This is a genomic window from Shouchella oshimensis (assembly GCF_004375095.1).
Lineage (GTDB): Bacteria > Bacillota > Bacilli > Bacillales > Bacillaceae_D > Shouchella > Shouchella oshimensis.
The window spans coordinates 392,800-419,268 of sequence record NZ_SNUX01000004.1 but is presented as its reverse complement, the minus strand read 5'-3'; the positions used below and the strand labels follow the sequence as shown (position 1 = coordinate 419,268).

The following is a 26,469-nucleotide window of genomic DNA, read 5'->3' as shown; positions in this document are numbered from 1 at the left end:
GGGCAAGGAGGCGAAATAGTGAAAAGGGTGGCGAATTGGGTAAGTCTTGCTGTTGTTGCAGTAGGATTAATCGGCTGTAGTGGTAATGATGATGATTCTGGTAACCAGTCAATTAGTATTGCCCTGTGGGATGAAAAAGCAAGTGATGCCATAGATGGTGCCATTGCTTCATTTAAAGAAAAACATCCAGATGTTGATGTAACAGTTACATATAGCCCGTTTTCACAATATTGGACAACCTTGAGAACAAGTATTGGAGGTGGAGCGGGTCCGGATCTCTTTTGGATGAATGCAGTTAACTTTTATCAATATGCCCAGCCTGGATTAATCCAAAACTTAGAACCGTTTATAGAGGAAGATGCGGATTTTGAAAAAAGTGATTATTACGAAAGTATGATCGATTTATATAGTTATGAAGACAATTTGTATGCTGCGCCTTACTTCGTAGATGCTGTTGGGCTTTATTATAACAAAGACATTTTTGATGAAGCTGGTGTGGATTATCCAAATGAATCGTGGACTTGGGAAGACATTGAGCGGGTTGGAGCTGAACTGACGAATAAGGAAGAAGGTATTTATGGCTATTTGGCTCCAGTCGTTCATAATCAATCGGGTTACTATAATTATATTCATCAAGCTGGAGGCGACATTGTGAGTGAAGACCAAACTCAGTCAGGCTTTCGGTCAGATGCAGCAGTTGAAGCATTTCGATTTGTTGAACGTTTAATCGAGCAAGGGATTTCACCAGATATTAAATCACAAATTCAAAATGACAATAATCAGTTATTTATGTCCAACCAATTAGCAATGATGCCGGCTATATCGGTTATGGCGGTTATGTACCGTGAAGAACTTGGAGAGATAGTAGATGTTGCACCACTTCCGAGCTATAAAGAAGATACAGCGATTTTGCATGGGATTAGTTGGGCAATGAATAGAGGGGCTGAACATCCGGAGCTTACATGGGAATTGATGAAGGAACTAACCGGTGAGACAGGGAACACCATTATTGCAGAAACCGGTTTTTCGACACCAGCAGCACGATCGGCAGCAGATTTATGGTTGGAATCGTTACCGGACATGAATTTACAAGTCTTCATTGACGCTCAAGAAACGGGTTCTCCTTACCCGCTCTCTCGAAACACAATGGAATGGCAGAGAATGGAGACAACTGAAATTCAAGGAGCCTTTCTTTCAGGTGAACCGATAGAAGACGTGCTTGAACGAGTTGGTCTTGAAATGGAACGAATGTTGAATCAAGGATTAGAGGAGTAAAGAAGAAGGGGGAAAGCAAATGGCGCGCGTTTCAATGACAGTTAGGCCTACATCTTCCACCAAAAAGAAGAAATGGACAAACGATACGTGGTGGGCACTTTTGTTTATTGGACCAACAGTATTAGGGTTAATGACGTTTTATATTGGACCTGCGATGGCTTCCTTTGCTTTGTCATTCACGCATTGGGATGGACTAACGGCTCCTTCGTTTGCTGGAATGGATAATCTTATTGCGCTTTTTACTAGTCCGATCTTTTTACGATCGCTATTAAACACATTGGTCTTTATGCTAGTTGCTGTTCCTGCTTCGATTGCAATAGCTACCCTAATTGCTGTTTTACTGAATCAACGTATAAAAGGAATGATCGTCTATCGAGCCCTGTATTTTCTTCCTGTCGTTACAATGCCAATTGCTGTAGGGATGGTATGGAAATGGTTATACAATACCGAATATGGGCTGTTTAACTATTTTCTTGGTGCGGTAGGCTTACCACAGCCAGAGTGGTTGTTCAACCCGTCTATTGCGCTTCTTTCCGTCATTGCTGTCTACGTTTGGATGACAATAGGTAATAATGTCATTCTCATATTAGCAGGGCTTCAGAATGTAGATACAGGTTACTACGAAGCTGCTGAAATAGATGGTGCTTCAAAAATGAGGCAGTTTTTCTCCATCACGTTACCACTTATTACACCTACATTGTTTTTTGTTATGGTAACGGGGATGATTAGCTCTTTACAAGTATTTGATTTATTGTTCGTCATGATTGGAGATACCACCGCCCTTGTTGGTCCGCTGAGAACGATCGTGTACGGTGTGTATGAATCAGGCTTTATGTTTTCCCAGATGGGTTACGCTTCTGCGCAAGCTTTTGTGTTGTTTTTACTTATTCTCGGGATAACGATTTTACAATTCGCTGGTCAGAAAAAATGGGTCCATTATGATAGTTAATACTAGAAAGGGTGGCGTTGTATGAGAAAAAGCTGGGTTCATATATTGTTACTAGTTGGTGCAATTGTCATGATTATTCCTTTCTTTTGGATGGTTTCGACTTCATTTAAATCCTATTTAGAGTCGATGCAAATACCACCTACACTCTTTCCAGAGCAATTTCACTTTGATAATTATGCACGGGTATTCGAGAGTGCTGATTTCCTAACGTATTATGCCAATACCATTTTTGTCACAGTTGCCCGGACAGCCTCTCAATTATTTCTCTGCTCGATGGCAGCATATGCATTCGCTCGATTGGATTTTCCGTTTAAGAATACATTGTTTCTTGTAATCTTATCGGTCTTAATGGTCCCCATCCAAGTCATTCTTATCCCGAATTATGCATTGCTCTCACAGTTCGGCTGGATTAATACGTTTTATGCTTTAATTGTTCCCGGTATTTTTAGTGCATTTGGTGTGTTTCTACTACGTCAGTTTTTTATGGGGATTCCAAAAGAACTTGATGAAGCCGCCATAATGGATGGGTGTTCTAAATGGGGTGTCTATTGGCGCATCATTTTACCAAATGCAAAGCCAGCGCTTGTGGCTCTTGGCATTTTCACCGTCTTAGCTTCATGGAATGATTTTATGTGGCCACTCGTTATGACTAACTCCGCTGATATGCGCGTCCTTTCTGTTGGAATAGCGAATTTTGAAGGGCAATATTCAACAGAATACCCATTACTTATGGCAGCTGCACTCATGTCAACTATACCAATGTTACTTATGTTTCTTTTCTTACAAAAGTATTTAATAGCAGGAATTGCCCTAGGTGGAGTGCGAAGATAATAAGATATGAAAAAAGGAGATGGATCAAATGGTACGAGTTATGGTGGTTGGTCTTGGTACGATGGGGGCGGTCCATGCCTCTAGTTTTGTGGAAATGGACGAAACAGAGCTTACAGCTGTAGTAGATGTGAAAGAAGAACGAGCAAACGAATGGGGGGAGAAATCAGGCGCTAAGTCTTTCTATTCGTTTGATGAAGCGATTAAGGAAGTAGGGGAGGATATTGACGTAATTTCGATTTGTGTCCCTACAGACCTTCATCCGGCATTTGTGAAAAAAGCGGCCGATGTAAAGGCAGCCATTATTTGTGAGAAGCCATTAGCCCGTTCACTGGAAGCTGCAGAAGAAATGATTACCTATTGCCGAAAACAAGGTGTTGCCCTTTACGTTGGTCATGTTGTCCGTTTCTTTCCAGAATATCAAAAAGCAAAGCAAGCATTGGATGAAGGTGTGGTTGGAAAGGTTGGTGTTGTTCGAACGACAAGAGGAGGATCGTATCCTGTTGCGACGGAAGATTGGTATGCAAACACGGACCGGAGTGGTGGACTCGTTCTTGACTTACTGGTTCATGATTTTGACTTCTTACGGTGGTGCTTTGGAGAGGTGGAACGGGTATATGCCAGGAATCTTGCAGGTGTCGCGGGTATAAATGAAGAACGAAAGGATTACGCTCTTGTGACCCTTCGTTTTGTAAACGGCGTCATTGCCCACCTTGAAGGTACGTGGGCGCATGGAGGCTTCCGTACATCCTTTGAACTTGCTGGTAAAGAGGGTATCCTCCACTATGATAGTCAAAAAAACCAAGCGCTTGTAGCGGAAAAAGCAAGTCCAGATGGGAAGCCAGGTGTAGCGGTTCCTGAAAGTCCTTTAAAGAACTCCCCTTACTATACGGAATTGAGTCACTTTATCCAGTGTATTCAATCAGGAAAAGAGCCGATCGTGACTGCGGAGGATGCGCTTAGAGCAGTGGAAATTGGGATGGCTGCTTTACAGTCCATTAAGAAAAAGAAGCCTGTCACCATTCATTCTCAGAAAGTAGCCCATTAATTTGAAGGAGGAGACGTTATGAAAGTAGGAATAATTAGTTTTGCCCATGGTCATGCCCATGCGTATGCATCTAGTTTAGTGGCCATTGATGGGGTTACAGTAGTGGGAATAGCCGATGATAATGAAAAGCGGGGCAAAGAAGCGGCTCAACAGTATCAAACGGACTACTATCAATCGTACCATGAATTGTTGGCTCAAGGGCTTGATGCAGTCGTTGTGACTTCCGAAAATGCCCGCCATAAAGAACATGCAGTAGCCGCAGCGAAAGCAGGAGCCGCCGTTTTATGTGAAAAACCGCTCGCTCATACAGTTGAAGACGCACAGGCCATCATTGCTGCATGCGAAGAAGCTGGCGTTCTCCTGCAAACTGCTTTTCCAGTCCGCTTTAACGAAGCCATTAAACGAGCAAAGGCACGTATTGATGCAGGTGAATTTGGTGATATCCTAGCAATGAAAGGGACGAACCGAGGCAAGAATCCCGGAGGTTGGTTTAATGATAAGAAGCTAGCAGGTGGTGGAGCTGTTATTGACCATACTGTCCATGTTGTGGATATAATGCGCTGGATTTTACAAGAAGACGTAGCAGATGTGTACGCTGAAATCGATCAACATTTCTCAGCAAAAGCCATTGATGATGCAGGCATATTGTCACTAACGTTTCAAAACGGTGTTTTTGCTACACTAGATTGTAGCTGGTCAAGAAATCCGAATTTCCCGATTTGGGGAGATGTTACGCTAGAGTTTATCGGAACGAAAGGGACATTGAAAGTCGATGCACAAGCGCAGAAATTGGATCTTTACCATAGTGGTGGTCTTCAGTACAATTTCTGGGGCGACAACATGGATGATAGCCTTGTTCGTGATTTTATTGAAAGTGTTCGACAAAAGCGCAGTCCTTCTGTGACAGGGACTGATGGTTTAAAAGCGTTAGAAGTAGCAATTGGTGCTTACGCTTCTGCAGCAAAAGGGGACGTTGTTGCATTAGGTGAGGGAGAGCAGGTAGCGCGATGAAAAAGGGCATAAACCAATGGTGCTATCCAGAGGGAACACCACTTGATCGCGTGCTAGAATGGACGAAACAGGCCGGATTCTCAACAATTGAATTAAACGTGGCTAAGCAAGGGGAAGTGGGATTAACCCTTGATACAACGGTAGAAGAAGCTAAAGCGATAAAAACGCAAATAAAAGCAGCAGGACTCGAAATGGATAGCCTATCTACCTCGTTATTATGGCAAACACCCCTTTCTTCTGGCGATGAAAAAATTCGAGAGCAAGGGAAACACGTTGTAAGAAGAATGCTGGAATTCGCTCATGATTTAGACGTCAGTACGATCCTTGTCGTCCCAGGAATGGTGACGGAAGATGTGCGGTACGATGAATGTTATGAGCGCAGCATCGCGGCACTGAAAGAGCTTGCCCCTTTAGCAGAAGAGGTAAATGTCAGAATTGGAATTGAGAACGTCTGGAACCGCTTTTTGTTATCACCTCTTGAAATGGCCCAATATATTGATGAGGTGAATTCAACTCACGTAGGTGCGTATTTTGATGTCGGAAATGTACTACAATTTGGCTACCCAGAGCAGTGGATTCGGATATTAGGAGAGCGTATTTTTAAAGTACATGTAAAAGATTTTAAAACAAGTGTCGGTGCGATGACTGGCTTCACAAATCTATTAGCAGGAGACGTCAACTGGCAAGCTGTGATGAAGGAACTTCAGGAAATTGGCTATAATGGAGAATTGACAGCGGAATTAACCCCCTATGCCTACGATCCCGCAGCCCTTGCTTATGATACGTCTAGACAGATGGATCTTTTGTTAGCATCGCAAATAACGCCTTATCCTACTTAGGAAAAAACGACCATACTGGTCGTTTTTTTTATGGGACCTTTCCAAAAAAGCGCTTTAAAAGAGAGTCATTCAACTCGAATCTATAGTAAACTATACGGAAAAGGATCACTTTTAAGATAATAGGTGAAAGTATGACAACGAATAAAAGAACCCTTGAAAAAAAGTTTAGAAGATACGTTCTTGCACTAATTGCTCTTATTATGCTACTCATAACAGTTGTTTATATCTATTTAGAACGGGAGCAAGCGCGTCATTTAATCGGTGAGCAAGCGTTAACGACTGCTTTAACAGTGGCAGAAATACCAGAAGTAAAACAAGCATTAAGTGGCACTGGAAATAGAGAACAGGTAAGAGAGCTGATTGATCAGATTCAACGTAATGCGGGTGCAGAATATATTGTCATTGGTGATCGTGACGGCGTACGCTTAACCCATCCAAACCGTGAACAAATTGGCAAAGAGATGGTAGGTGGGGATAACGATGATGCGCTCCTTTATGGACGAAGCTATACGTCTCTGGCTCAGGGTTCACTTGGTGAAGCGGTTCGTGGAAAAACACCGATTCGTGGGGAAGACGGCTCTATTATTGGCGTGGTCTCGGTTGGCTACATGGTTGAATACATAAACGCAACGTTTTTAAAAGGCTTTACCGTATTTGCCTCCGCCATTCTCGTTATCTTCTTGATAGGTATGGTAGGGAGTAATGCACTTGCTAAAAGTATTCGCCGCGATACATTCGGGTTGGAGCCCTATCAAATTGCACGTTTGTATAAAGAGCGTCATGCTGTCATTGAAGCGGTGAGTGAAGGATTGTTAGCAACGGACCAGGATGGAAGAGTCACACTTCTAAATGCACTTGCCAAAGAGGTACTTCAAATCGATGAGCAGGCCATCGGACAGAAGATTCATCATGTTTTGCCAAATTCAGAGATTGCGGCTGTCTTACAAGACGAAGAAGCCACAGGTCAAAACGAAGTAATCGTCAATGAAAAACGTCTTATTATTTATTATCAAATTATAAATGAAGATGGGCAATATGCAGGGAAAGTCGCCCGCTTTCAAAATCGAACTGAATTACAGGAGTTAGTAAACGCTTTATCGGAGATTCAACAGTATTCAAAGGATCTTCGGGCGCAAACTCATGAATATACGAATAAATTGTACGCTATATCTGGCTATCTTCAATTAGGCTACTATGATGAGGCAATTGATTTTATTGAAGAAGAAACAGGCACCCAAACGCGTGATGACCAGATTGTTTTTGAACAAATTCAAGATCCTACTATTCAAGCCATACTAATAGGTAAACGCTCAAAAGCTTCTGAGAAAAAAATTAGCTTTACACTTGATTCTTCGAGCACAGTTGAATGGCAATGGCCGGCAGAAGCAGCGGCCCCTCTCGTGACCATTATTGGGAATGTTGTTGACAATGCATTTGATGCAGTGATAGGACGTGACAAGCCAACTGTGGAAGTGTTTTTAACCGATATTGGCAGAGAACTAATTGTTGAAGTGGCAGATAATGGATCAGGAATCGCTGAATCGATCCAAACTCAGTTATTCGAGCGAGGCACGACAACAAAATGTGGTCAAAGGGGTTATGGTCTAGCACTTGTGAAAGCGGCGCTTACAGAATTGAACGGGACACTTGAAATCGAAGACAATCAACCATCAGGAACCATTATGAGTTTATACATTCCAAAAGAACAGGTGGGAGAACGAAGTGAACGTAATGATAGCAGAAGATGATTATCATGTAGCAGGTATCCACGAGAAGTTTTTGCAACAGCTCCAAGACATCCATGTCGTTGCAAAAGCTCAGACAGCTAATGAAACCATTCAGCTTGTTAACCGGTATCAACCTGATTTAGTGTTATTAGATGTTTATCTACCAGATCAATTAGGCGTCGATGTAGTCGAGCAGTTATATGAAGTAGCCCCTCATTTGCAAATTATTCTTATCACAGCTGCTACAGAAAAAGACATCTTTACAGAAGCCCTTCACCTTGGAGTGATCGATTACCTCATCAAACCGATTGCCTTTGAACGCTTGAAGGAAGCCATTGAAAAAGCGCAGGCGCAGAGTAAACAATTAAAGCAGTCCCCTCGAATAACCCAAGCTCTCGCGGACTCCTTTTTTCTCCGCGTAAAAGACAATAGTGACAAAGAAAGTGAATTGCCTAAAGGAATTGACAGGCTCACATTAGAAAAGGTTCGCCATCTTCTCAGTAAACAGCAAGACGGGATAACAGCGGAGGCCCTTGGCAAGGAATTTGGCGCATCACGAACAACCTCCCGCCGTTACTTAGAATATTTGATTTCAATAGATGAGGCGAAAGCAGAGTTGGAGTATGGCATAGTAGGAAGGCCAGAGCGAAAATATTGGAAGCTGTAGACCTATTGGCACAGGTGTGGCGACAGGTGATTTTTAAAAAGAACCGGCTACAAAAAGAAAACGAACCCATGAACAATCGTATGGGTTCGTTTTTAACTAGTTCTCGCAGTTAGTATTTATATGATTGACCACCATCAATTGGAATAACAGTTGCATTAATAAAGTCTGCTTGATGTGATAGAAGAAAAGCAACAAGGTAACCAACCTCTTCTGGCTTACCAAAGCGAAGCATAGGGTTCGCTTTAACAAATTCTTTACCAGCGTCTTCCCAGTTATCCCCGCCAATTTGACGTAAAGAACCTTCTACCATAGCGGTCATGATGGCACCTGGAGCAATGGCTTTAATGCTGACACCGAACTGACCGTATTCAATGCCTGAGTTTTTTGTTAAACCGACAACTCCGTGTTTACTTGCTGCGTAGCCGGATTGGTTACCGACACCACGAATACCACCAACGGATGCTGTGTTCACAACCGATCCAAAGCCTTGTTCTTTCATAATCTTTAAGACGTGCTTCATTCCATAGAAGACACCATTTAGGTTAATGTCAACCACCTTCTGAAATTCTTCAATGCCATAATCCTCTGTAAGGTTTTGTTTTCCTTCAACGCCAGCATTATTAAAGAAGCCATCAATTTGTCCAAATGTGTCTTTGGTGAACTGAACATATTTCTTAACGTCTTCCTCTTTTGCGACGTTTGCTTCGACTAATTCCACAGTGACTTGAGGGAACTCCTCTAAAATGACTTGTTTTGTTTCCTCTAGACCTGCCATATTTAAATCTACAAGAACTAATTTGGCTCCTTCAGATGCAATCTGTTTCGCTGCTGCTCTTCCTAATCCAGAGCCACCACCTGTAATGATAATGACCTTATCTTCAAATCGATTCATAAAAACGTCTCCTTTTAGCGATGCTATAATAAAAACAAGGGAAGGAACTTCTATTTCGAGTGTAAACGGATTCATTGTGTACAACAATCGTTAATCAGGTCGGATCTGTCGATAAAATCTACACCTTTGGTTATTATGTTGATTTTTGGAGGAATCATACATGACTTCAAGTGAAAAACGATCGTCAAAACAAAGTGAGCGGACAAAAAACAACTTTAAGGAAGCTTTTATTACTCTCGTTCATGAAAAGGGATTCAGCCATGTGTCTGTTACAGATATTGTGAAAAAAGCAGATTACAACCGAACCACTTTTTATCTTTATTATCAGGATAAGTATTGTCTTTCAGATGAATTGAAAGCACAGATGTATCAACAAATTAAAGAGACGAGTATGAATAAATACGAAAAAGGAAAAAACGTGACAACAGGTACCATGCATGCTGGGTCATTTGAATTGACCCATTTCATTTATGCCAACCAGGCTTTTTTTAACTTATACACCATTGAAGACACAATACCGAGCCTGCATCGCGACTTGCCGCAAGCGATCTATGAGGTGTTGAAGGAACACTTTCAGCTGGTATCTGTAAATCAAGATCGAGATATTAACTATGATGCACATAAGCTATATATGGCTCATGGTACAGCAGGCTTATTAGTCGATTGGATTGAAAAAGGATATCCTATTAGTCCAAATGATATGGCTGAGCGTCTTATCCATATACTCGAATCATTTGCAAAAGAGTTTAAAGTAACGAGTAGAGGCTAGAGGGATGTATTTCCTTTGCCTCTGCAATTTGTGTGAACTTTATGAACAAAATGAACATTAAATTGAAAACGGTTACATTTAAGGGGAGTTTGTGTAAGATAAATAAAACTCAGTCATGCAAATGAAGTGAATTCATCATCTTAATACTCTCGCACTTATTTCTAGAAGGAGTTAAAGGGTAAGGGGAGAACTGTAAAAGGTAAAAGAGAGCAGCTTTACGTGAAGGAAGGTCATTTATTTTCCGACTTTTCAGTTAGATGCTGTCTTTTTAGTCTTCAAAAAGAGGTGGAATGACACGCATGAGCCAATTGATGAATACGACTATCGGAATGTTGCTTGAAACGAAAGCAAGGGACATTCCAAACAATGATGCACTTGTCTATGTGGATCGAGGGTTACGTCTGTCTTATAGCGAGTTTAATGAAACGTGCAGACATGTGGCGAAAGCACTCATTGGTCTCGGAGTAAAACGAGGGGATCACGTAGCTATTTGGGCGTCAAATATGCCAGAATGGGTGACAACGCAATTTGCAACAGGAAAAATGGGTGCGGTACTTGTTACGGTTAACACGAATTATCAAGCAAGGGAGCTAGCGTATCTCCTAAAGCAGTCTGATTCAAAAACGCTTATTTTAATGGAATCGTATAAAGGCGTATCGTACTTAGATATCATTTATGAAATCCTTCCTGAATTAAAAACAGCGATACCAGGACAGCTACAATCGGAAACATTCCCTCACTTAAAAAACGTCATTGTTCTAAGTGAGAAGCATTACCCAGGTATGCTCAATTGGCAAGATCTCCTTACGTATGCAGATCAAGTGACAGATGCAACGCTTGATCAACGTCTCAAACAGCTTGACCCTTATGATGTCATCAATATGCAATATACGTCAGGCACAACCGGTTTTCCAAAAGGCGTTATGCTTACGCACCATAACCTTATTAATACAGGCAAGCATGCTGGAGAAGGGATGAATTTCACCTATAAAGATCGCTTGTGTATTCCGGTGCCTTTCTTTCATTGTTTCGGTTGTGTATTAGGGACATTGGTTTGTGTCACAAGTGGAGCAACGATGGTGCCTGTACAAGAGTTTAATGTAGCGGATGTGCTAACCTCGATTGAAAAGGAACGCTGTACAGCTGTTCATGGAGTACCAACAATGTTCATCGCTGAATTAAACGATCCTGCTTACTCATCCTATGATTTATCCTCATTACGTACAGGGATAATGGCAGGCTCAACGTGTCCAATCGAAGTGATGAAAAAAGTATCAGATGATATGGGCGCAAACGAATTAACGATTGTTTACGGGCAAACAGAAACATCCCCTGGTATTACCCAAACACGCACAAGTGATTCACTAGATGTACGTGTGCAGACCGTTGGTCGAGCCATGCCACAGATCGAGGTGAAGATTGTTGACCCTTCGACTCGACAAGAGGTACCACTAGGTGTACAAGGTGAAATTTGTTGTCGTGGTTATAATGTCATGAAAGGCTACTACAAAAATCAAGAAGCAACGGATAACACAATCGACGAAGACGGCTGGCTCTATACAGGTGATTTAGCAGTTATGGACGAAGCTGGGAATTGCACGATTACAGGGCGACTGAAAGATATGATTATCCGTGGAGGGGAGAATATTTATCCCCGTGAGGTCGAGGAATTTCTTTATACTCATCCTGCTCTTCTAGATGTGCAAGTCATCGGTGTTCCTAATGAGAAATACGGGGAAGAAGTGATGGCTTGGATTCGGGTAAAAGAAGGTATGGAAATCGAAAAATCAGCGTTAATCGCTTATTGCAAAGGCAAGATTGCTCATTATAAAATTCCTCGATATATCGAAATGTGCGAGGAATTTCCGATGACAGCGTCAGGAAAGGTTCAAAAGTTTAAACTTAAGGAACAAGCGATTAACAAAATGAAAACGCTTTAATGAAACGGTAGCTGTTTTTGATAAAGCAGCTACCAATTCAATAGACTTTCTAAATCTATTATCGCTATTACAGACCTATTATATCGTAGAAAGGGTGTTTCATATGAAAAAATCATGGCTACTTCCGCTTGGGTGTACGGTTCTTTTAGGTGCTTGCTCCATGCCTGTTCAACATGGGTCTGTCGATGCGAGTGGGAACTGGAAGCCTGATCGTTCCATTGAATTTATTGCTCCGGCCGCAGCTGGAGGAGGATGGGACACAACAGCTCGAATGCTTTCAAAGACGATTGATGAAAATGATCTTGCGAATCAAAGTTTTGGGGTTGTCAATAAGCCAGGTGGTGGAGGAGCTGTTGCCTGGGCCTACATCCATAAGCGAAATGACCCTCACAACATCTTTATTGGCTCGCCTCCACTTCACTTTGTTGAGTTAGCTGGACAGTCCCAGTACGGCTACAAAGATTTTACACCGATTGCTAATTTAATAGCAGACTATGGTGCTTTTGCCGTACGAGACGATGCAAAGTGGGATACGTTAGACGAACTGTTTGCTGATATGCGAGAAGACCCATCACAAGTGACAACGATAGGTGTATCCTCTCCAGGCAGTATGGATCACATGCAGTTTATTCTGTTTGCGCAAGCTGCTGGCGTGGATATTACGAAAATTCGTTATGTGTCGGATCAAGATGGTGGCGCCATGACATCAGTCTTAAACGGAAGTGTTGACGTGATTTCGACAGGTGTTTCAGAAGCAGCTGAGCAGGCACGGGCAGGTAAGATGAAAATATTAGGCATTACAGCCCCTGAACGATTAGAAGGTGACTATCTCTCCACCCTACCAACAGGGATTGAGCAAGGAATTGACGCAGAATTTGTCGTGTGGCGAGGCGTGTTTGGCCCACCAGACATGACAGACGAACAACTTGCCTATTATGAGGATGTGTTTGAGCAAGCATCTCTCTCGGATTCTTTTGCTGAAGTCCGAGAAGCATACGGATGGGATGAACTGTACATGGGGCATGAAGCATTTACGGAATTCTTAGATGAGCAGTCTGTTGACTTGCAAGCAGCATTAGATGAACTTGGATTTGGTGGAAATTAGGAGGAGCGCGTATGAAACTAACCGTAAATCGTGGAATATCGCTTGTATTAATTGTTGTTGCAGCTTCGTATTTAATCATGGCGTTTCAACTACCTGAGTATGCTTTTGTACCTGTTGATTCAGACTTAATTCCAAAATTACTCGGTGCTAGCTTGCTAGTGCTCGGCATTTGTTTTTTCTTTGCGAAAGATGTAGATACGGAGGAACAGAAAAAGAAGCGGACGATCCCGAAAAAAGAGGCATATATGCTGTTTGGAATGATGGGGCTTGTTCTTATGTATATTACTGTTTTAGAAGTAGTTGGATTTTTTATTATGACGGCTTTATTTATTCTTATCTCTTCACGTATTCTCGGCTACAGAAAATGGGTTGTGACGGTTTTAACCGCACTCATTTTCTCAGTAGGTGTTTATAGTTTGTTTAATTATGGCTTAGCGATCCGCCTACCGGCTGGAATCCTGCCGTTTTAAGGGGGATGTGTAATGGGTTCATTTGATGGATTAATGCAAGGATTCTCAGCGGCTTTTAGTTGGGAAGGCATTTTGTTTGTTTTTATTGGTGTACTGCTTGGAACCATTATCGGTATGATACCGGGACTTGGCCCTATTAGTGCCATCGCTATCATGATTCCGATTACGTACGGAATGGACCCTACCATAGCGCTCGTAATGATGGCAGGTGTGTATTACGGGTCAATGTATGGAGGATCGACTTCTTCCATTTTGTTAAATGCGCCTGGAGTAGCGGGCACAGTAGCAGCGGCATTTGATGGCTACCCAATGGCGAAGCAAGGGAAAGCTGGAAAAGCTCTTGCGATCTCCGCAATCGCTTCCTTTGTTGGTGGGACAGTAAGTGTTATTTTACTTATGTTGTTTGCACCTATGCTTGCAAGTGTCGCGATTTATTTTGGACCACCTGAGTACTTCGCGCTTATGTTGCTCGGGCTTACGGCAATCGCCAGTTTAAGCGAAGGCTCAACGTTAAAAGCACTAACTTCCGCTGTTCTAGGTTTCATGGTCGTAACCATTGGGATTGATTCACAGACAGGTACAACACGTTTTACCTTTGGAAGTGTTAACTTACTGGATGGAATAGACTTCCTCATTATTGCCCTTGGCGTTTTCGCTCTGGCTGAAGTGTGTTTCCTCATTTTAAATCGACGAGAATCCATGAGTGGTTTTAAAAACATTGGCAGTTTGAAGCTGAGTAAATCGGATTTAAATGAAATGAAAGGACCAATGACAAGACAATCCTTTCTCGGTTTTCTCCTTGGCATCTTACCAGGAGCGGGTGCGACGATTTCTTCATTCATTGCGTATATTTCCGAGAAAAAACTAGCGAAGAATCCAGAGGAGTTTGGCAAGGGGTCCATTAAAGGGCTGACTGGACCTGAAACGGCCAATAATGCTGCTACTAGCGGTGCGTTCGTGCCACTGCTGTCACTAGGGATTCCAGGTTCAGGAACAACCGCTGTCATGCTAGGTGCATTTCTCGTGTTAGGCTTACAGCCGGGACCCCTTTTAATTACAGAAAACCCAACTGTTTTTTGGGGTGTCATTGCCAGTATGTACATTGGGAACGTCTTTCTACTAATTTTAAATCTACCCCTTATCCCATATTTCGTGAAGATTTTAGCTGTTCCTCGACCTTTGCTGATTTCACTTGTTGTCATCTTTAGCTTAGTCGGGGTGTACGCGGTTAGCTTTAGTACGTTTGATCTTTATTTACTTGTCTTGTTTGGCATCCTTGGCTATCTTATGCGTATTTTTGCTTTTCCGGCAGCACCCTTCATTTTAGCCTTTATCCTTGGTGGGATGATGGAACAAATGTTGCGTCAATCCTTAACCATTTCGGATGGCTCATTAGCGATTTTTGCACAAAGTCCGCTTGCTCTATCATTAATTGTATTAACGATCCTCTCGCTTGTGATTCCGACGTGGAGAAATGCAGTCAAACGACGCAAAAGCAATGATCAATCAATTGGAATGTAGGAATGAAAAGCCTTATGAGCGTTGAGCTCGTAAGGTTTTTTCTATTGGGATAGCTTTCAAGAAAAGGTGAGGCATCAGTTTCGTAGAGCTTCTGTGAGCGCTGATGCATACACACGATGCCAGCCATGGTGCCAATCTCCATATTGATTCGGGTTCACAAACGTTCGTTTCGTTGCTTCAAAATCTCCATTAAATGGGTGGAGTGTTGATACATTCATTCGATAAAAAGCTTGATAGCCGATTTTAGGGTACGGGCTTGTTTCATTCCAAGCACTATTTTTTTCATGATTCACTTCAATGCAACCTATTAATGTGCATTCACCTGAAACATATCCTTCTTCAAAGCATTCGCGTTGAAAAGCAGCTGTAGGTGTCTCTCCTTTTTCCACATGTCCTCCAGGTAAATCCCAGCCTCTCTCTTTTAAATAGACGAGCATCGCCTGTTTTTGATAAAAGCAAAATCCGTGGGCACTTGTGACCTTCTCAGCAAAAGGGAGAGCACTCATTGGTATCCAAGTCAGCTGAACGAAACCATTCCCCCAACAAACGTCTAAGCTAGTCATTAAAGTCTGCTTTCTCACGGAGCTGTGGTCGATGCTCTTGATCATGGTGAACAAATATCTTCGCAAAACTTTCCGCTGAAAACTTACGCTTTCCTTTACCAATCGTAAATCGAGCTGATGGGTCAACCGCTTCTAAGGTTTCAATGAATTGAGCACGTTGTGAAATAAAGTGGTTGATAAGTGTATAGACATCAACGTTTTCAAGTCCCTTCAAACCAGCCTCATTAAATGAGTCGTGGCTAGGAAAAGCGGGTAATTGGGCGCCATCTTCCATAAACGGCACCATATTCGATGTATTGTGAGCATCCCAATTGTAAAGATGTCCAACAATCTCGCGTACCGACCACTTTCCCTCTGCGAGTGGTTCTAAGAGAGTGTCTTCATTCATTTCCTTTAACTGCTTTATCTCTTCAATCATTCCTGTTAAATCACGAATAGATGACATTCTGACGCCTCCTTTTTTTTTAGTTTAACGTATTATTCTGAAAAAAGTATTAAATAGGGTGGTGAAAAGTTGCTCTCACAGGAAAGACATGTGGACTTGCGCAAGTGAATAGTGTAGGAAAGGTAAAAAAAGAGTGATAAATTCGCTCTTTTTTGCTAATACAAAGAAATGAGGGAGATCGGAATGAAGAAAATCGGTTTAGTATTATTGATTCTTTTGTTTACGTCTAATTTAACTTTACCGTATGTGACTCTAGCGATGCAGGAAGGTACACATGTCATTAAACAATGCCTAGCAGAAGGGGAGGAAGAATCATTTGAACAGCTTTTAGCAAGTGATTGTCTATATACAATCATTGAATCGGAAGGTTTATCTGAAGAGCAATCCATTTCTTTTCTTATAAGCCAATTTGATTTAGAAGAACCAGAAATCCGTGAGCAGCTAAAAGTGTACATACAAGAGAATTTGTCTTTCCATCAAGAAGAGAACCTTTTAGAGGAAGATGACCTTATTTCAAATGATGAAAATGATTTGATCTCCGACGAACAGTTAAATACTGATCACGCAATAGAAGAAACAAGCGAAGATACAGTAGACAAGGACTTTGTTGAGGACGAAAAAGAACAACGAGTAGAAGAAGGTACGATTGAAAAACCGACAACTGAAGCAAACCAGGAAGACGTGGATACCACGACAGATGAAACTATTAAGGAAGAGGAAGTAAACGGAGATATATCGGAAAAGATTGAAAACGAAGAAGTTCAAGTAGAGTTGATAGCTCCAGAAGAAGATGAACAAGCGGATGACATAAATGATAAAGACATTGCTCTTGAACCTGACGTACAGATTGATCGAACGAGTAAAGTACGTTACATTAGTGGGCAAGGTGCAGCGTATGATACAGCTTGGGGCAGTAGTGCAAACAAGCTGTTTGATCTTAATAGTCATAAAAACGCACGCTTTGATGTTCATTTAACGGAGCAAAAAGGTGAAGAGGTTTGGTATCAAGGGATGCTTAAAGAACAAGAAGTGTGGATAAATGAAAAGAATGTGAACGATCATACGTATATTCCGTATAACATCTCCCTAGAAGAAGCGGCTCAGCGTCAGCATGGTGTTTACGCTGTTACGGATACGTATCGTCAATTTGTTTCGGCAGAATATATTTCTTATAACAGTACTGGAAATTATTACTATGTAAATGCAGATGTATTAAATGTGCGAAGTGGACCAAGCACGGCTTATGCAGTGGTGGATCGTTTAACACGAGATACAAGGGTAACGGTTCGTGGCAATCCGCAAAATGGATGGTACCAACTCCACTGGGTTCGAGCATCTGTAGAGGATATAGCGTACTACATGAATCCGAATAACTTTATAAATGATGAGAGACAACAATTTCAGTTTCTTGATTTAGCTCAGTCGAGTGGTGTAACGGTAGAAGTGTTAAATCGGTATTTGCAAGGAAAGGGAACGCTAAGCGGTCAAGGTCAAGCATTTATTGACGCTGGACGCATGCACGGCGTGAATGAAATTTATCTGCTTTCTCATGCACTACTTGAAACAGGTCACGGCACTTCGTTTCTCGCATCAGGAAATGAATACAATGGTACAATTGTCTACAATATGTTTGGAATTGGTGCTGTTGATGCATGTCCAAACGAATGCGGACTAGAGCGTGCTTACAATGAAGGTTGGGACTCACCATATAAAGCGATTGTTGGTGGTGCTGGTTATATAGGAAACAGTTACGTAAAAGCAGGACAAAATACGCTGTACAAAATGCGTTGGAACATTGATGGGCTGATTGAGAATGGTCGACCTACTCATCAATACGCGACGGATATTGGCTGGGCGTTTAAGCAAGTGAATAACATGTATAATCTTTATCAAGAAATTGGGTCTTATAATCTCGTATTAGAGATTCCGAGATTTGATGGATAGTACAGAAAACCTCCGTTTACATACTGTAAACGGAGGTTTTTGGGTTTAAAAATGAAGGAAGAGCAAAAAAACGTTTGCGTGATTGAAGAGGGATTGACTCTTCGTACACGTGACTATTGGCTTCCCATTTGACAATTAATTCAAGCTGATCATCACGATCAAACGCAGCATCGGCTGTATGTATATAGTCAATGGCATCATTATGCCCAAGATATGTATTCTTCTTACGTGTCTCCGATAATAGCTTACCGTGATGGTATAATTCAACTCCAATAAGAGATACGTTCAAATGCCCATGCCAATAAACCTGACCAAACCAGTTAGCTGTTTTTGCAAGGGATTCTTGATTAAAGTCTGCCACCCATAATTCTGTTTCAGACATGCCAACCCACTTAGGTGGCAAGGTAATGGAAATGAGTACCCAGCAACTGAGTGTGAGGAGAATGGCTAACGGGATGAACAATCGTTTCTTTTTCATAATCAACGCTCCTATTACCACAACGCTCTTTAATATGGATGAATGAATCAAGAGCAGAGTCTATAGTTTTATCATAAGCAATGGAGCAAATTGACGTCAATATGACGGGCGAAGAGTTTAGAAAAACTTAAGAATTAGTGGATCATTCTTTCTCATTTCATCCAAAAAGAGACGGGGACATAACGAAAAGTAGTATTTGAAAAGACGAATAGTCTAAAATATACTGAGTAGCACCGCTACAGGAGAATCCTGCGCTTTCCGGGGACACGGCCTCAGCCTCCTCCGTGGAAAACCGCCACTTCAGAGTCTTCAGACACGTGCTGATCCCCCAGGAGTCTTCGGATTCTCCTTCCGCTCATTTTCATATAAAACAAACGACGAACGTTCCTATTTTCAGGAATGTTCAACATTTTGGTCTGTCTATCTACTTTTGTCCCAGCCTCATTTCAACACTTATTCGTACTGTTTCCATCACGATGAGTGGACAGTTGTTCTTCGTTCGTTTATAGAAACGTCTCGATAGCTGTTTATTATAGTACCTGTTAAATCAGTATGATAAAGAACAGATCGTTCTTGTTCAAGGATGAAAGCATAAGTTTTACTTGTAATAGGGTTTGTCACTTCAACCTCTACATCTTCAGCAAATTCAGAGACGAAAATGAATAGTTCTCCTTCTTTAAATGAAAGTTTGCGACCATAGACGCCGGGGTTTTCTCCACCTTTATGCCAAATAAGTTCACTCGTCACATTGGCCTGTTGAAGAGCATAGCGATAAAGCGCCTCAATCACTTCCGATCGATCATTTAACTCAACTGGTAAGGGACTCCAAATAAAGGTTCCATGTCCGATTGAAATGGATGTCACTTCGTTTTTGTTTAAACCATCGACCTTTTCTTTTACTAATTCTGCAATGCGTCTTGCGCCAAAGCTAACTGGGTAAGTCTTGCCATTCATCGTTAGTGCTTCTTCACGTAGAACATTACGTTGTGTTGTTTGTCCGATTGCTTTCGTTAGTCGCTCCGAATGTTTCCAGCTTGCATTCAGCCGTAACGGTCCGGAGAAGAGGAGTGTACCTCCTTGTTGCGTGTAGGTGATGAGCTGTTCAAAGGCTGCATCACTAAAATTATGGGCGCTTGGCACGATAACGAGTTTAGGTGGATGTTCCATTAAGTCATGTAAATGATATTCACTCAAACCTCTTACGTGAGTGTTTAATTCATAGGATAGCGTACGTATGGCCTTTGTCGTTGCAGCAAAGGCAAGTTTTCGTGTAGAAAAATCATTTGAATACGGATAAACTACTGCGACTTCTTCAAGAGTTCGATCGACAAAGAGCGATTTCGCACCAGCAATAAAAGCTCCGAAGTCATAAGAGACGTCTGCTTCTGGTTTTTCGGTTCCGTCAGCACGTAGCGCTCCGATATTGGACTCATTCACGTTGTCCATGTAGAAGTTCGTATTCCACAGCCACTGTACGGCTCCTGCTCCCCCAGTAGAGAAGGCATAGGCATACTTGCGCTCTAAAATAGTGCGCAATTCATCTTCAGTCCGTTTCGCTAATCCGTCAGGTTGCTCGAGATACATAATGCCTGTTTCCTGCACAAGATTTGGCTTTCCACTTGTTTTCGTGAATACTCCATCCCAGACTAGATGATCTTGCTGCCACCAAGTGTGATTCGTCGTATAGTCAACGGCTGATGCATAGAAGAATGGTGTAGGTCGTTGTGAACACAATGCTTCATCTTGGCCAACTGTTACTAACCGATTTGGGTTTATGGCATGCAATGCTGACGATAAATCCGAGGCCCATCGATTATGCATATCCATGGTGAATAACGTATAGTCGAGGCAAATTAGGTTTTTACTTGGGTTACGCATATCTTGAACGTCCATATTCATCTCTTCCTGTTCCGGTGTTGCGATGTGATGGAAATCAGGTAGTTCTGCTGATGAATAATTCCATGCTTCCTGTACACGACGGATCGTTCCGTATTTTTCTCGGGTCCAATCTTGGAAAGCCTTTATCTCATAAGGGTCTCGTGCCGAACGTGGTCCGGAAAAGATACGCTTTGGATCAAACATAGAAGGCTCGTTAATTAAATCCCAGTGTAAATGAGTCGCTTCTGTATAGCGCGAAGCGATCGCTGCAATAAATCGCTTTTGGGCTGCAAGACTTCGTGGATCTAAGTATGGGTTGCTTCCTTCCCACGTTTCAGGAGTAAAGGCAAAAAAGGTAAAGCACAGATCAAGTTCATGCTTTTTTGCTGTCAGTACGAAGGCGTCAATGGCACGAAGGACTTCTTCATACGGATGTCCGTCTACAAACATGATTTGGCGCCATGCAGTCCATATACCTGAACGAATATGGTTAATTCCAGCGTTCTTCATTTGTTCCATATCGCGATCCCAGACATGAGCATTAGGAAGGAATAGAAACTTGCGTGCGACGTCTGACGTCATATAGGTCATCCCAACAATCGGGAACGGTTCACCGTCTTTTTCAAAATAATCTCGATTGGCTTTTAACGGCGTACCAGATGCTAGCAAAGCTTCTGAAAAACCCCAAAAGCCTTGATTCAGTTCAATGCTTTCTCCTGCGGTGGATGTCGCTTTCACGTCGATCGTGTAAAATCCTTCTTGAACTTGAAAAGGAAGCGTTCGTTTTAGGAATGATAAGTGAAGGGATTGTGTAACATGGATAACGTCTTCGTAAAGGCAATCCTCATCCTTATTTACACGTAAGTGAAGCGTCCACTCTTTCTTTTGATCAGGACGATGATGCAAAGAAAGACTTTGTACTTGAATGGTCAGAGTCGGTACCTCTTGTGGGTAGTAACTGGCATAGCCGGGTTTAACCCAAATTTCTGTAACCCCTTCAGCAGTATACCAAGCAAGCTTGTTCAGTAAATCCATTCCTTGTTCCCAAAACAACTGATCAATTCGTTGGTTAAAGAAAATCCATCGTCCGCCTGCGAAGGAGCCTTTCGTATTTTCAATTAAGACAACAGGTGCCGAAACGTTCCTGTTATCAGCTGTCTGTCCTACAAGAAGAGGATAGATGTGAGCATCCATCGGTCCACTTGATCCGTTCTCTAATGGATGATCATCCTGTTTCGTCACGTGAAGCACAAATCCATAGGTAGGTTGTATGCTGATGGTTTCAATAAACGGCTGTAAAAGCGGTCGTTCGCTTGATGGTACGAGCGTTTGTACATGATCCGTCCGAACTGCTAACGCTTCATGTATTTGAAGTTGCTGGTGGTAAGCGGTTTGTTCCACTTCTATTTTCCATTCATGATTGTCTTTGTAGACAGGGTATCGGAATGGAATATCGCCAATATGTACAAGCCCACCACCTGTTTCAAGAAAACGGAGCAGAGATGACCACATAGTCTTAGGAAAATAAGAACCATGTAAATTAATAAACGTGTCGTATTGTCCGCTAGTTAGTGCGTCCTCTACTTCGTTTACATCGACTACTTGAGTGAGAGCTGCTAGTTGTGTAGATGATGGACGCTCTCCATCAAATGGAAATGTGGAATCGTAAAAAAATAAATAAGACATAACGGGCTCCTTTGTATTAGTTTTTAACAGCACCTTCTGTTAAACCAGCAATGAAATAGCGGCTAAATAAGAGAAAGACAATTAAGATAGGAACAGTAGCCATAAATGTGCCTGCCAAAATCATGGAATAATCGGTATAAAACACATCGTTTAATGTCCGTAAGGCAATTTGAATCGTGTGAACACTTTGGTCCTTTAATACGACAAGAGGCCATAGAAAATCGTTCCACGTATTCATGAACGTGACAATCCCGAGTGTAGCAAGACCAGGTTTGACTGTTGGAAGAACAATGTTCCAATACGTGCGAAACGTACTACATCCATCCATCCTTGCTGCTTCCAAGAGCTCATCAGGAATGGCAGATGAGATATATTGACGCATCCAAAACACACCGAACGCACTAACCATAGCAGGAACAATGACGGCTTGAAGGGTATCAATCCAACCTAACTGACTGATGATCATAAAAGAAGGAATAAGCCCAAGTTGTGGTGGAATCATCATGGTAGCAAGTAAGAAAACGAACAGCATATTTTTGCCTTCAAAATTTAGTTTTGCAAATGCGAACCCAGCTAAGGAACAAAAAAACAACACAGACAACGTGACGGTCCCAGAGATAATAAAGGAATTAAACATCGAGCCAAAGAAATCGATTCGCTCAAATACGTTTCTAGCGTTTTCAAAAAACTGCGTTCCTGGAATCATTGCAGGTGGAAATTGATTGACAGACGTCGTGGAGTTGGACCCAATGACGAACATCCAGTAGAACGGAAATAAAGATACGAGTGAACTCACAATGAGAAAAAGATACAAGAAGATCTTGGGTAGTTTCTTTTGACCAACTTCTTTCATTTCAAACGGTCTCCCTTCTTTTTTAGGTTGATTTAATTCGACGTGTAACGATGAGGTTAATGAGTGAGACAATCATAATGATTAAAAACAGAACCCATGCAATGGCGGCTGCATAACCAAAGGAGAATCGTTCAAATGCTTCCTGGTAAAGGTATAGTGTCATCGTTAAGCCCTGTGAATCGGAACCAACACCGAAGAGGAGTGGCTCAGTAAAGACTTGCATGCCTCCAATGGATGAAAGGAGTACAGTGAAAATAATGATAGGGCGAATCATAGGAATGGTTATATAAAAGAACTGTTGAATTTTATTCGCACCATCGATTGTAGCGGCCTCATACAAGTCTTTCGAAATACTCTGAAGACCAGCTAAATAAATAATGGTGTTATAGCCAACCCAGCGCCACATCACCATGGAGGAGATCGCCACATGCGTGCCGAAGTAAGAACCCTTCCAGTTAATAGGCTCAAGACCAACTAAGCTAAGGACGTAGTTGATGATTCCATACTGGGTACCAAATATAGCAGAGAAGACGATGGCTACGGCGACGATTGATGTTACGTTGGGCATGAAAATACTTAAGCGAAAGAAGCTTTTTCCTTTTAAAAACGCCTGATTCAAAATAAAGGCGAGCACTAAGGCGACAAATAGCTGAGGAATGGTGGACAGCGCCCATATGCTAAACGTGTTTCCAACTGCTTTCCAAAACAGAGGATCGTTTGTGAATAAACCAATGTAATTTGAGAAACCAATAAATTCTCTTTCACCAAGAATATTCCAACGGTGAAAAGACAAATAAGCAGTGAAAATAAGGGGGAACATCCCGAAAACACCAAACAAGAGAAAGAAAGGAGAAATGTAAAGGTAACCCGAAATACGATCTCTCGTCCGCTGATTATATTTCTTCTGCTTTTTCTGTGGTGTAGGTGGGTATTGCTGGCGCACTTCTGTACTCATAAAGTCCATCCCTTCTGATGAATGTTCATAAGAAACAGCGTAAGATGACCTACGCTGTCTCCACTGTTACCTAACGCGACGTTTGACGATTCACTTCTTGAATGGCATTGTCCCATGCTGCTTCAGGTTCTGCTACACCATCGGCTACAGTACCCAGAGCATCTTGCATGATGGTGTTGATTGGGGCGGTATCTGGAGCCCGGTATACATCTTTAACAAGTGTGGCGGCCTCTGCAAAAATAGCACCAATATCATCACGAATAAAGAAACCGTCATCGAGTTCTTTCACAGCTGGTTCGTCATAAATCCCAGGAGTGGAAGGGAAGTTCCCGTTTGCTTCAAAAATATCGAGTTGATTATCTGGTGACATGAGCCAAGTGATAAAGTCATAGGCTTCTTCCGGATGATCGCTTTGAGACGGAATCGTTAAGAAAGAACCACCCCAGTTCCCTGAGCCTTCAGGCATTAAGGCGATATCCCACAAACCGGCTGTATCAGGTGCATCGTTTTTAATATTTTGCAGCATCCAAGGTGGAAGGAAGACCGTCGCAAAATCGCCATTTGCAATGGCTGCACCCCATTCAGGTGTCTGCCGTTCAATATTGGCTTGAATGTCCATTGCTTCAATTGACTTATCCCACGCTTTTAAAATTTGTGGGCTATCTTCAATAATTAAGGTGCCGTCTGTTTCAAAATATTGTTTATCCCCTTGCTCACGAATCGCAGAATACATATCTGCTACATCGCTAAACATAAAGCTCCCTGTCTCTTCTTTTAACTGCTTACCAGCTTGAATGTAATCGTCCCATGTACCCATCGCTTCAGCAACGTCATCAGGATCTGTAGGTAAGCCTGCTTCCTCGAATAAATCGACGCGATAGGCCATGGCCATTGGACCAATATCGGTAGGAATGCCGATAACAGAACCATCATCAGAAGAGGCTTGGTTCCATTTCCAGTCGAGATAGTCGCCTTCTAAATCGGCAGCCCCATAGTCGGATAGATCGTAGAACAAGTGACTGCTTTCTTTAATACGCTCAAGATACCCTTCATCAACACCAGAAATATCCGGAGCACCAGAACCAGCAGCAAGTGCGGTAATAAGGTTTTGATGGGCATCAGCGTACTCAGCCTCTTGAATATTAATGTTGATTCCTGGGTTTTCGTCTTCATATTGGGCAGCTTTTTCTGCAAAACCCATCCCAGGCCAAAGCCACATTGTTAATGTAATGTCTCCTCCAGTCGACTCACTTGAACTAGAGCCGGAAGAACAAGCTGCCACCAAACCGATACTTCCAACGGCTACCAAAGATTTAAGTGCAGAACGAACCATATAAACCCCTCCAAATTATTGTTAGCTTTGTTAGTTTATTTTGTTATTGTTGTTAAACATATCACTTCCTAATCAATATGTAAACGCTTTATTTCTAACTATTAAAAAAACGATAAGACAAAGCTTATCGTTTTTTCGGTACGTCTATTGATTCGTTGAAAGTGATATCTCCGACTATCAAGATTTTTTCAGATGGGTAATCTCTATTTTTAGCACGCCAGACAAGGCGATCAACAGCGCGTCGACCCATCACTTGTTTCAAGACTTGAACGGTGGTGAGTGCAGGGGATAAATGTTTATCCTCTTCGAGAGAGTCAAAGCCGGTAACGGAAATATCTGTTGGACATACCAACCCGTTCTTTTCTAATAAAACAATCATGCGTCTTGCGATGTGATCATTTGCACACACAAAAGCAGTGGGGAAGTCAGTTGAATGAATTCTGAGTTCTTCAAAGTGTTGTTGGAGATTTGCTTCCATATTATCGTCGTAAGGGATGGTTAGAATCTTCTGGTTTCCTTGTGTAAGCGGGATATTTGCTTTTTCTAGTGAGTTACGAAAACCGATCCAACGCTCGTAAAAACTTTGGGAATAATGGATATTCCCTACAAACAGTAACTGTTTATGTCCTAGACCAATTAAGTGATCGGTCATCCGTTCAATGCCGCCGAGATTATCCATAAAGATGCTATCGGCACGAATGATTCTAGCTTCGTGATCTAGAGTAACTATAGGTAAGTTGTAAGTGGATAACGCAAGTAAAGTTTGCTCGTCTACTGTTCCGACTGTAATGATGCCGATTAAATTTGGGACATCCACTTTTTTCGATAAATCCATTTCGCTTGTAATGACAATCATTCCGGCTTTCTTACTTTGGATATGAAGGGATATGCCTTGGAATACAGCGCCCCAATATGTGTAAGAGATGCTTTGGTATTCATAGTTTGGCAGCACAACTAGAATATAACCATTTTCGATTTCCGTCTCTAATGGTAGGCTTGGACCTTCTGAAGGGCCATCTTTAGAATAGCCGAGTTGTTTCGCGGTGAATAAAATTTTCTGTCTAGTCGCCTCGCTTACACCAAGCTTATTATTTAATGTTTTTGATACTACGTATTTAGACACACCTACAGTATCGGCAATGACCTGCATTGTAACTTTCCGTTGACTCATATTTACACCGCCTGAACCTGTCTGATTTTGTTAGTTATGTTAGTATTATATCAAATTTTGTTAGCTGTTCATATGTAGGAATGGAGAACGAAAGGTTAAGTCATTTGTTTCAAAATGGGGGT

The 26,469-nt window shown here is 42.0% G+C and carries 23 protein-coding genes; 14 read left to right on the top strand and 9 right to left on the bottom strand.

Annotated features, from left to right (window positions below):
- The first annotated feature begins 18 nt into the window (after positions 1-18).
- The 8 genes from E2L03_RS17615 (at position 19) to E2L03_RS17580 (ending at position 8,344) form a co-directional block, all read left to right on the top strand.
- Positions 19-1,275 carry an ABC transporter substrate-binding protein gene (locus E2L03_RS17615; RefSeq protein WP_243839544.1) on the top strand — a complete coding sequence of 419 codons (1,257 nt, stop codon included), beginning with the start codon at positions 19-21 and terminating at the stop codon, positions 1,273-1,275.
- Between the two features lie 19 nt (positions 1,276-1,294).
- Complete coding sequence (locus E2L03_RS17610; protein WP_038483871.1) at positions 1,295-2,224, top strand: carbohydrate ABC transporter permease; 930 nt, start codon at positions 1,295-1,297, stop codon at positions 2,222-2,224.
- Between the two features lie 21 nt (positions 2,225-2,245).
- Positions 2,246-3,055, top strand: coding sequence for a carbohydrate ABC transporter permease (locus tag E2L03_RS17605; protein ID WP_038483869.1), 810 nt, complete (start codon positions 2,246-2,248; stop codon positions 3,053-3,055).
- Between the two features lie 28 nt (positions 3,056-3,083).
- Positions 3,084-4,100, top strand: coding sequence for a Gfo/Idh/MocA family protein (locus E2L03_RS17600; protein ID WP_124742765.1), 1,017 nt, complete (start codon positions 3,084-3,086; stop codon positions 4,098-4,100).
- Between the two features lie 18 nt (positions 4,101-4,118).
- Entirely contained in the window at positions 4,119-5,111 is a 993-nt protein-coding gene (locus tag E2L03_RS17595; protein ID WP_124742764.1) for a Gfo/Idh/MocA family protein, read from the top strand.
- On the top strand, positions 5,108-5,950 hold the full coding sequence (locus E2L03_RS17590) for a sugar phosphate isomerase/epimerase family protein (protein ID WP_124742763.1): 843 nt from the start codon (positions 5,108-5,110) through the stop codon (positions 5,948-5,950). The genes E2L03_RS17595 and E2L03_RS17590 overlap by 4 nt, the downstream gene beginning before the upstream one ends.
- 131 nt (positions 5,951-6,081) lie before the next feature.
- Positions 6,082-7,698, top strand: a complete 1,617-nt coding sequence (locus E2L03_RS17585) for an ATP-binding protein (protein ID WP_134259933.1) — start codon at positions 6,082-6,084, stop codon at positions 7,696-7,698.
- Positions 7,682-8,344 carry a response regulator gene (locus tag E2L03_RS17580; RefSeq protein ID WP_206698953.1) on the top strand — a complete coding sequence of 221 codons (663 nt, stop codon included), beginning with the start codon at positions 7,682-7,684 and terminating at the stop codon, positions 8,342-8,344. Before E2L03_RS17585 ends, E2L03_RS17580 begins: the two co-directional genes overlap by 17 nt.
- Before the next feature lie 109 nt (positions 8,345-8,453).
- Here the strand turns inward: E2L03_RS17580 and E2L03_RS17575 are convergent, their stop codons facing one another.
- Complete coding sequence (locus E2L03_RS17575; protein ID WP_124742760.1) at positions 8,454-9,236, bottom strand: SDR family oxidoreductase; 783 nt, start codon at positions 9,234-9,236, stop codon at positions 8,454-8,456.
- Positions 9,237-9,396: 160 nt separating this feature from the next.
- Between E2L03_RS17575 and E2L03_RS17570 the strand changes: the two genes are divergently transcribed.
- From E2L03_RS17570 to E2L03_RS17550, 5 genes are all read left to right on the top strand, one after another.
- A complete protein-coding gene (locus E2L03_RS17570; RefSeq protein ID WP_134259929.1) occupies positions 9,397-10,005 on the top strand; it encodes a TetR/AcrR family transcriptional regulator C-terminal domain-containing protein in 609 nt (202 codons plus the stop codon).
- A gap of 299 nt (positions 10,006-10,304) precedes the next feature.
- Positions 10,305-11,945, top strand: a complete 1,641-nt coding sequence (locus tag E2L03_RS17565; protein ID WP_134259927.1) for an AMP-binding protein — start codon at positions 10,305-10,307, stop codon at positions 11,943-11,945.
- A gap of 103 nt (positions 11,946-12,048) precedes the next feature.
- Positions 12,049-13,050, top strand: coding sequence for a tripartite tricarboxylate transporter substrate binding protein (locus tag E2L03_RS17560; RefSeq protein WP_095150939.1), 1,002 nt, complete (start codon positions 12,049-12,051; stop codon positions 13,048-13,050).
- 11 nt (positions 13,051-13,061) lie between these two features.
- Complete coding sequence (locus E2L03_RS17555) at positions 13,062-13,520, top strand: tripartite tricarboxylate transporter TctB family protein (RefSeq protein WP_134259925.1); 459 nt, start codon at positions 13,062-13,064, stop codon at positions 13,518-13,520.
- 12 nt (positions 13,521-13,532) lie between these two features.
- Positions 13,533-15,041, top strand: a complete 1,509-nt coding sequence (locus E2L03_RS17550; RefSeq protein WP_038483850.1) for a tripartite tricarboxylate transporter permease — start codon at positions 13,533-13,535, stop codon at positions 15,039-15,041.
- Between the two features lie 74 nt (positions 15,042-15,115).
- On the opposite strand, the gene E2L03_RS17545 is transcribed toward E2L03_RS17550, so the two are convergent.
- Together E2L03_RS17545 and E2L03_RS17540 are read right to left on the bottom strand one after the other, a co-directional pair.
- Complete coding sequence (locus E2L03_RS17545; protein ID WP_134259923.1) at positions 15,116-15,604, bottom strand: NUDIX hydrolase; 489 nt, start codon at positions 15,602-15,604, stop codon at positions 15,116-15,118.
- On the bottom strand, positions 15,597-16,049 hold the full coding sequence (locus E2L03_RS17540) for a DinB family protein (RefSeq protein ID WP_134259921.1): 453 nt from the start codon (positions 16,047-16,049) through the stop codon (positions 15,597-15,599). The genes E2L03_RS17545 and E2L03_RS17540 overlap by 8 nt, the downstream gene beginning before the upstream one ends.
- A 183-nt stretch (positions 16,050-16,232) precedes the next feature.
- On the opposite strand from E2L03_RS17540, the gene E2L03_RS17535 reads away from it, so the two are divergent.
- Entirely contained in the window at positions 16,233-17,993 is a 1,761-nt protein-coding gene (locus E2L03_RS17535) for an N-acetylglucosaminidase (protein WP_166740362.1), read from the top strand.
- 16 nt (positions 17,994-18,009) lie between these two features.
- Here the strand turns inward: E2L03_RS17535 and E2L03_RS17530 are convergent, their stop codons facing one another.
- The 6 genes from E2L03_RS17530 to E2L03_RS17505 all read right to left on the bottom strand — a co-directional run bounded on the left by E2L03_RS17530 (position 18,010) and on the right by E2L03_RS17505 (position 26,347).
- Complete coding sequence (locus tag E2L03_RS17530; protein WP_134259917.1) at positions 18,010-18,471, bottom strand: hypothetical protein; 462 nt, start codon at positions 18,469-18,471, stop codon at positions 18,010-18,012.
- 471 nt (positions 18,472-18,942) lie between these two features.
- Positions 18,943-22,035 carry a beta-galactosidase gene (locus E2L03_RS17525; protein ID WP_134259915.1) on the bottom strand — a complete coding sequence of 1,031 codons (3,093 nt, stop codon included), beginning with the start codon at positions 22,033-22,035 and terminating at the stop codon, positions 18,943-18,945.
- 16 nt (positions 22,036-22,051) lie between these two features.
- A complete protein-coding gene (locus E2L03_RS17520; protein ID WP_038483823.1) occupies positions 22,052-22,888 on the bottom strand; it encodes a carbohydrate ABC transporter permease in 837 nt (278 codons plus the stop codon).
- A gap of 22 nt (positions 22,889-22,910) precedes the next feature.
- Positions 22,911-23,843, bottom strand: coding sequence for a carbohydrate ABC transporter permease (locus E2L03_RS17515; protein WP_134259913.1), 933 nt, complete (start codon positions 23,841-23,843; stop codon positions 22,911-22,913).
- Between the two features lie 70 nt (positions 23,844-23,913).
- Positions 23,914-25,176 (bottom strand): extracellular solute-binding protein, encoded by a 1,263-nt coding sequence (locus tag E2L03_RS17510; RefSeq protein ID WP_134259911.1) that lies wholly within the window; start codon positions 25,174-25,176, stop codon positions 23,914-23,916.
- A gap of 124 nt (positions 25,177-25,300) precedes the next feature.
- Positions 25,301-26,347 carry a LacI family DNA-binding transcriptional regulator gene (locus tag E2L03_RS17505; protein WP_134259909.1) on the bottom strand — a complete coding sequence of 349 codons (1,047 nt, stop codon included), beginning with the start codon at positions 26,345-26,347 and terminating at the stop codon, positions 25,301-25,303.
- Positions 26,348-26,469 lie beyond the last annotated feature (122 nt).

Bases quoted from the DNA above. Each gene is read 5' to 3' on its own strand.
- E2L03_RS17555 (WP_134259925.1), top strand. From the start codon at position 13,062: ATGAAACTAACCGTAAATCGTGGAATATCGCTTGTATTAATTGTTGTT.
- E2L03_RS17535 (WP_166740362.1), top strand. From the start codon at position 16,233: ATGAAGAAAATCGGTTTAGTATTATTGATTCTTTTGTTTACGTCTAAT.
- E2L03_RS17550 (WP_038483850.1), top strand. From the start codon at position 13,533: ATGGGTTCATTTGATGGATTAATGCAAGGATTCTCAGCGGCTTTTAGT.
- E2L03_RS17505 (WP_134259909.1), bottom strand. From the start codon at position 26,347: ATGAGTCAACGGAAAGTTACAATGCAGGTCATTGCCGATACTGTAGGT.
- E2L03_RS17605 (WP_038483869.1), top strand. From the start codon at position 2,246: ATGAGAAAAAGCTGGGTTCATATATTGTTACTAGTTGGTGCAATTGTC.
- E2L03_RS17610 (WP_038483871.1), top strand. From the start codon at position 1,295: ATGGCGCGCGTTTCAATGACAGTTAGGCCTACATCTTCCACCAAAAAG.
- E2L03_RS17585 (WP_134259933.1), top strand. From the start codon at position 6,082: ATGACAACGAATAAAAGAACCCTTGAAAAAAAGTTTAGAAGATACGTT.
- E2L03_RS17600 (WP_124742765.1), top strand. From the start codon at position 3,084: ATGGTACGAGTTATGGTGGTTGGTCTTGGTACGATGGGGGCGGTCCAT.
- E2L03_RS17530 (WP_134259917.1), bottom strand. From the start codon at position 18,471: ATGAAAAAGAAACGATTGTTCATCCCGTTAGCCATTCTCCTCACACTC.
- E2L03_RS17520 (WP_038483823.1), bottom strand. From the start codon at position 22,888: ATGAAAGAAGTTGGTCAAAAGAAACTACCCAAGATCTTCTTGTATCTT.
- E2L03_RS17565 (WP_134259927.1), top strand. From the start codon at position 10,305: ATGAGCCAATTGATGAATACGACTATCGGAATGTTGCTTGAAACGAAA.
- E2L03_RS17515 (WP_134259913.1), bottom strand. From the start codon at position 23,843: ATGAGTACAGAAGTGCGCCAGCAATACCCACCTACACCACAGAAAAAG.
- E2L03_RS17510 (WP_134259911.1), bottom strand. From the start codon at position 25,176: ATGGTTCGTTCTGCACTTAAATCTTTGGTAGCCGTTGGAAGTATCGGT.
- E2L03_RS17545 (WP_134259923.1), bottom strand. From the start codon at position 15,604: ATGACTAGCTTAGACGTTTGTTGGGGGAATGGTTTCGTTCAGCTGACT.
- E2L03_RS17575 (WP_124742760.1), bottom strand. From the start codon at position 9,236: ATGAATCGATTTGAAGATAAGGTCATTATCATTACAGGTGGTGGCTCT.
- E2L03_RS17560 (WP_095150939.1), top strand. From the start codon at position 12,049: ATGAAAAAATCATGGCTACTTCCGCTTGGGTGTACGGTTCTTTTAGGT.
- E2L03_RS17525 (WP_134259915.1), bottom strand. From the start codon at position 22,035: ATGTCTTATTTATTTTTTTACGATTCCACATTTCCATTTGATGGAGAG.
- E2L03_RS17570 (WP_134259929.1), top strand. From the start codon at position 9,397: ATGACTTCAAGTGAAAAACGATCGTCAAAACAAAGTGAGCGGACAAAA.
- E2L03_RS17595 (WP_124742764.1), top strand. From the start codon at position 4,119: ATGAAAGTAGGAATAATTAGTTTTGCCCATGGTCATGCCCATGCGTAT.
- E2L03_RS17590 (WP_124742763.1), top strand. From the start codon at position 5,108: ATGAAAAAGGGCATAAACCAATGGTGCTATCCAGAGGGAACACCACTT.
- E2L03_RS17580 (WP_206698953.1), top strand. From the start codon at position 7,682: ATGATAGCAGAAGATGATTATCATGTAGCAGGTATCCACGAGAAGTTT.
- E2L03_RS17540 (WP_134259921.1), bottom strand. From the start codon at position 16,049: ATGTCATCTATTCGTGATTTAACAGGAATGATTGAAGAGATAAAGCAG.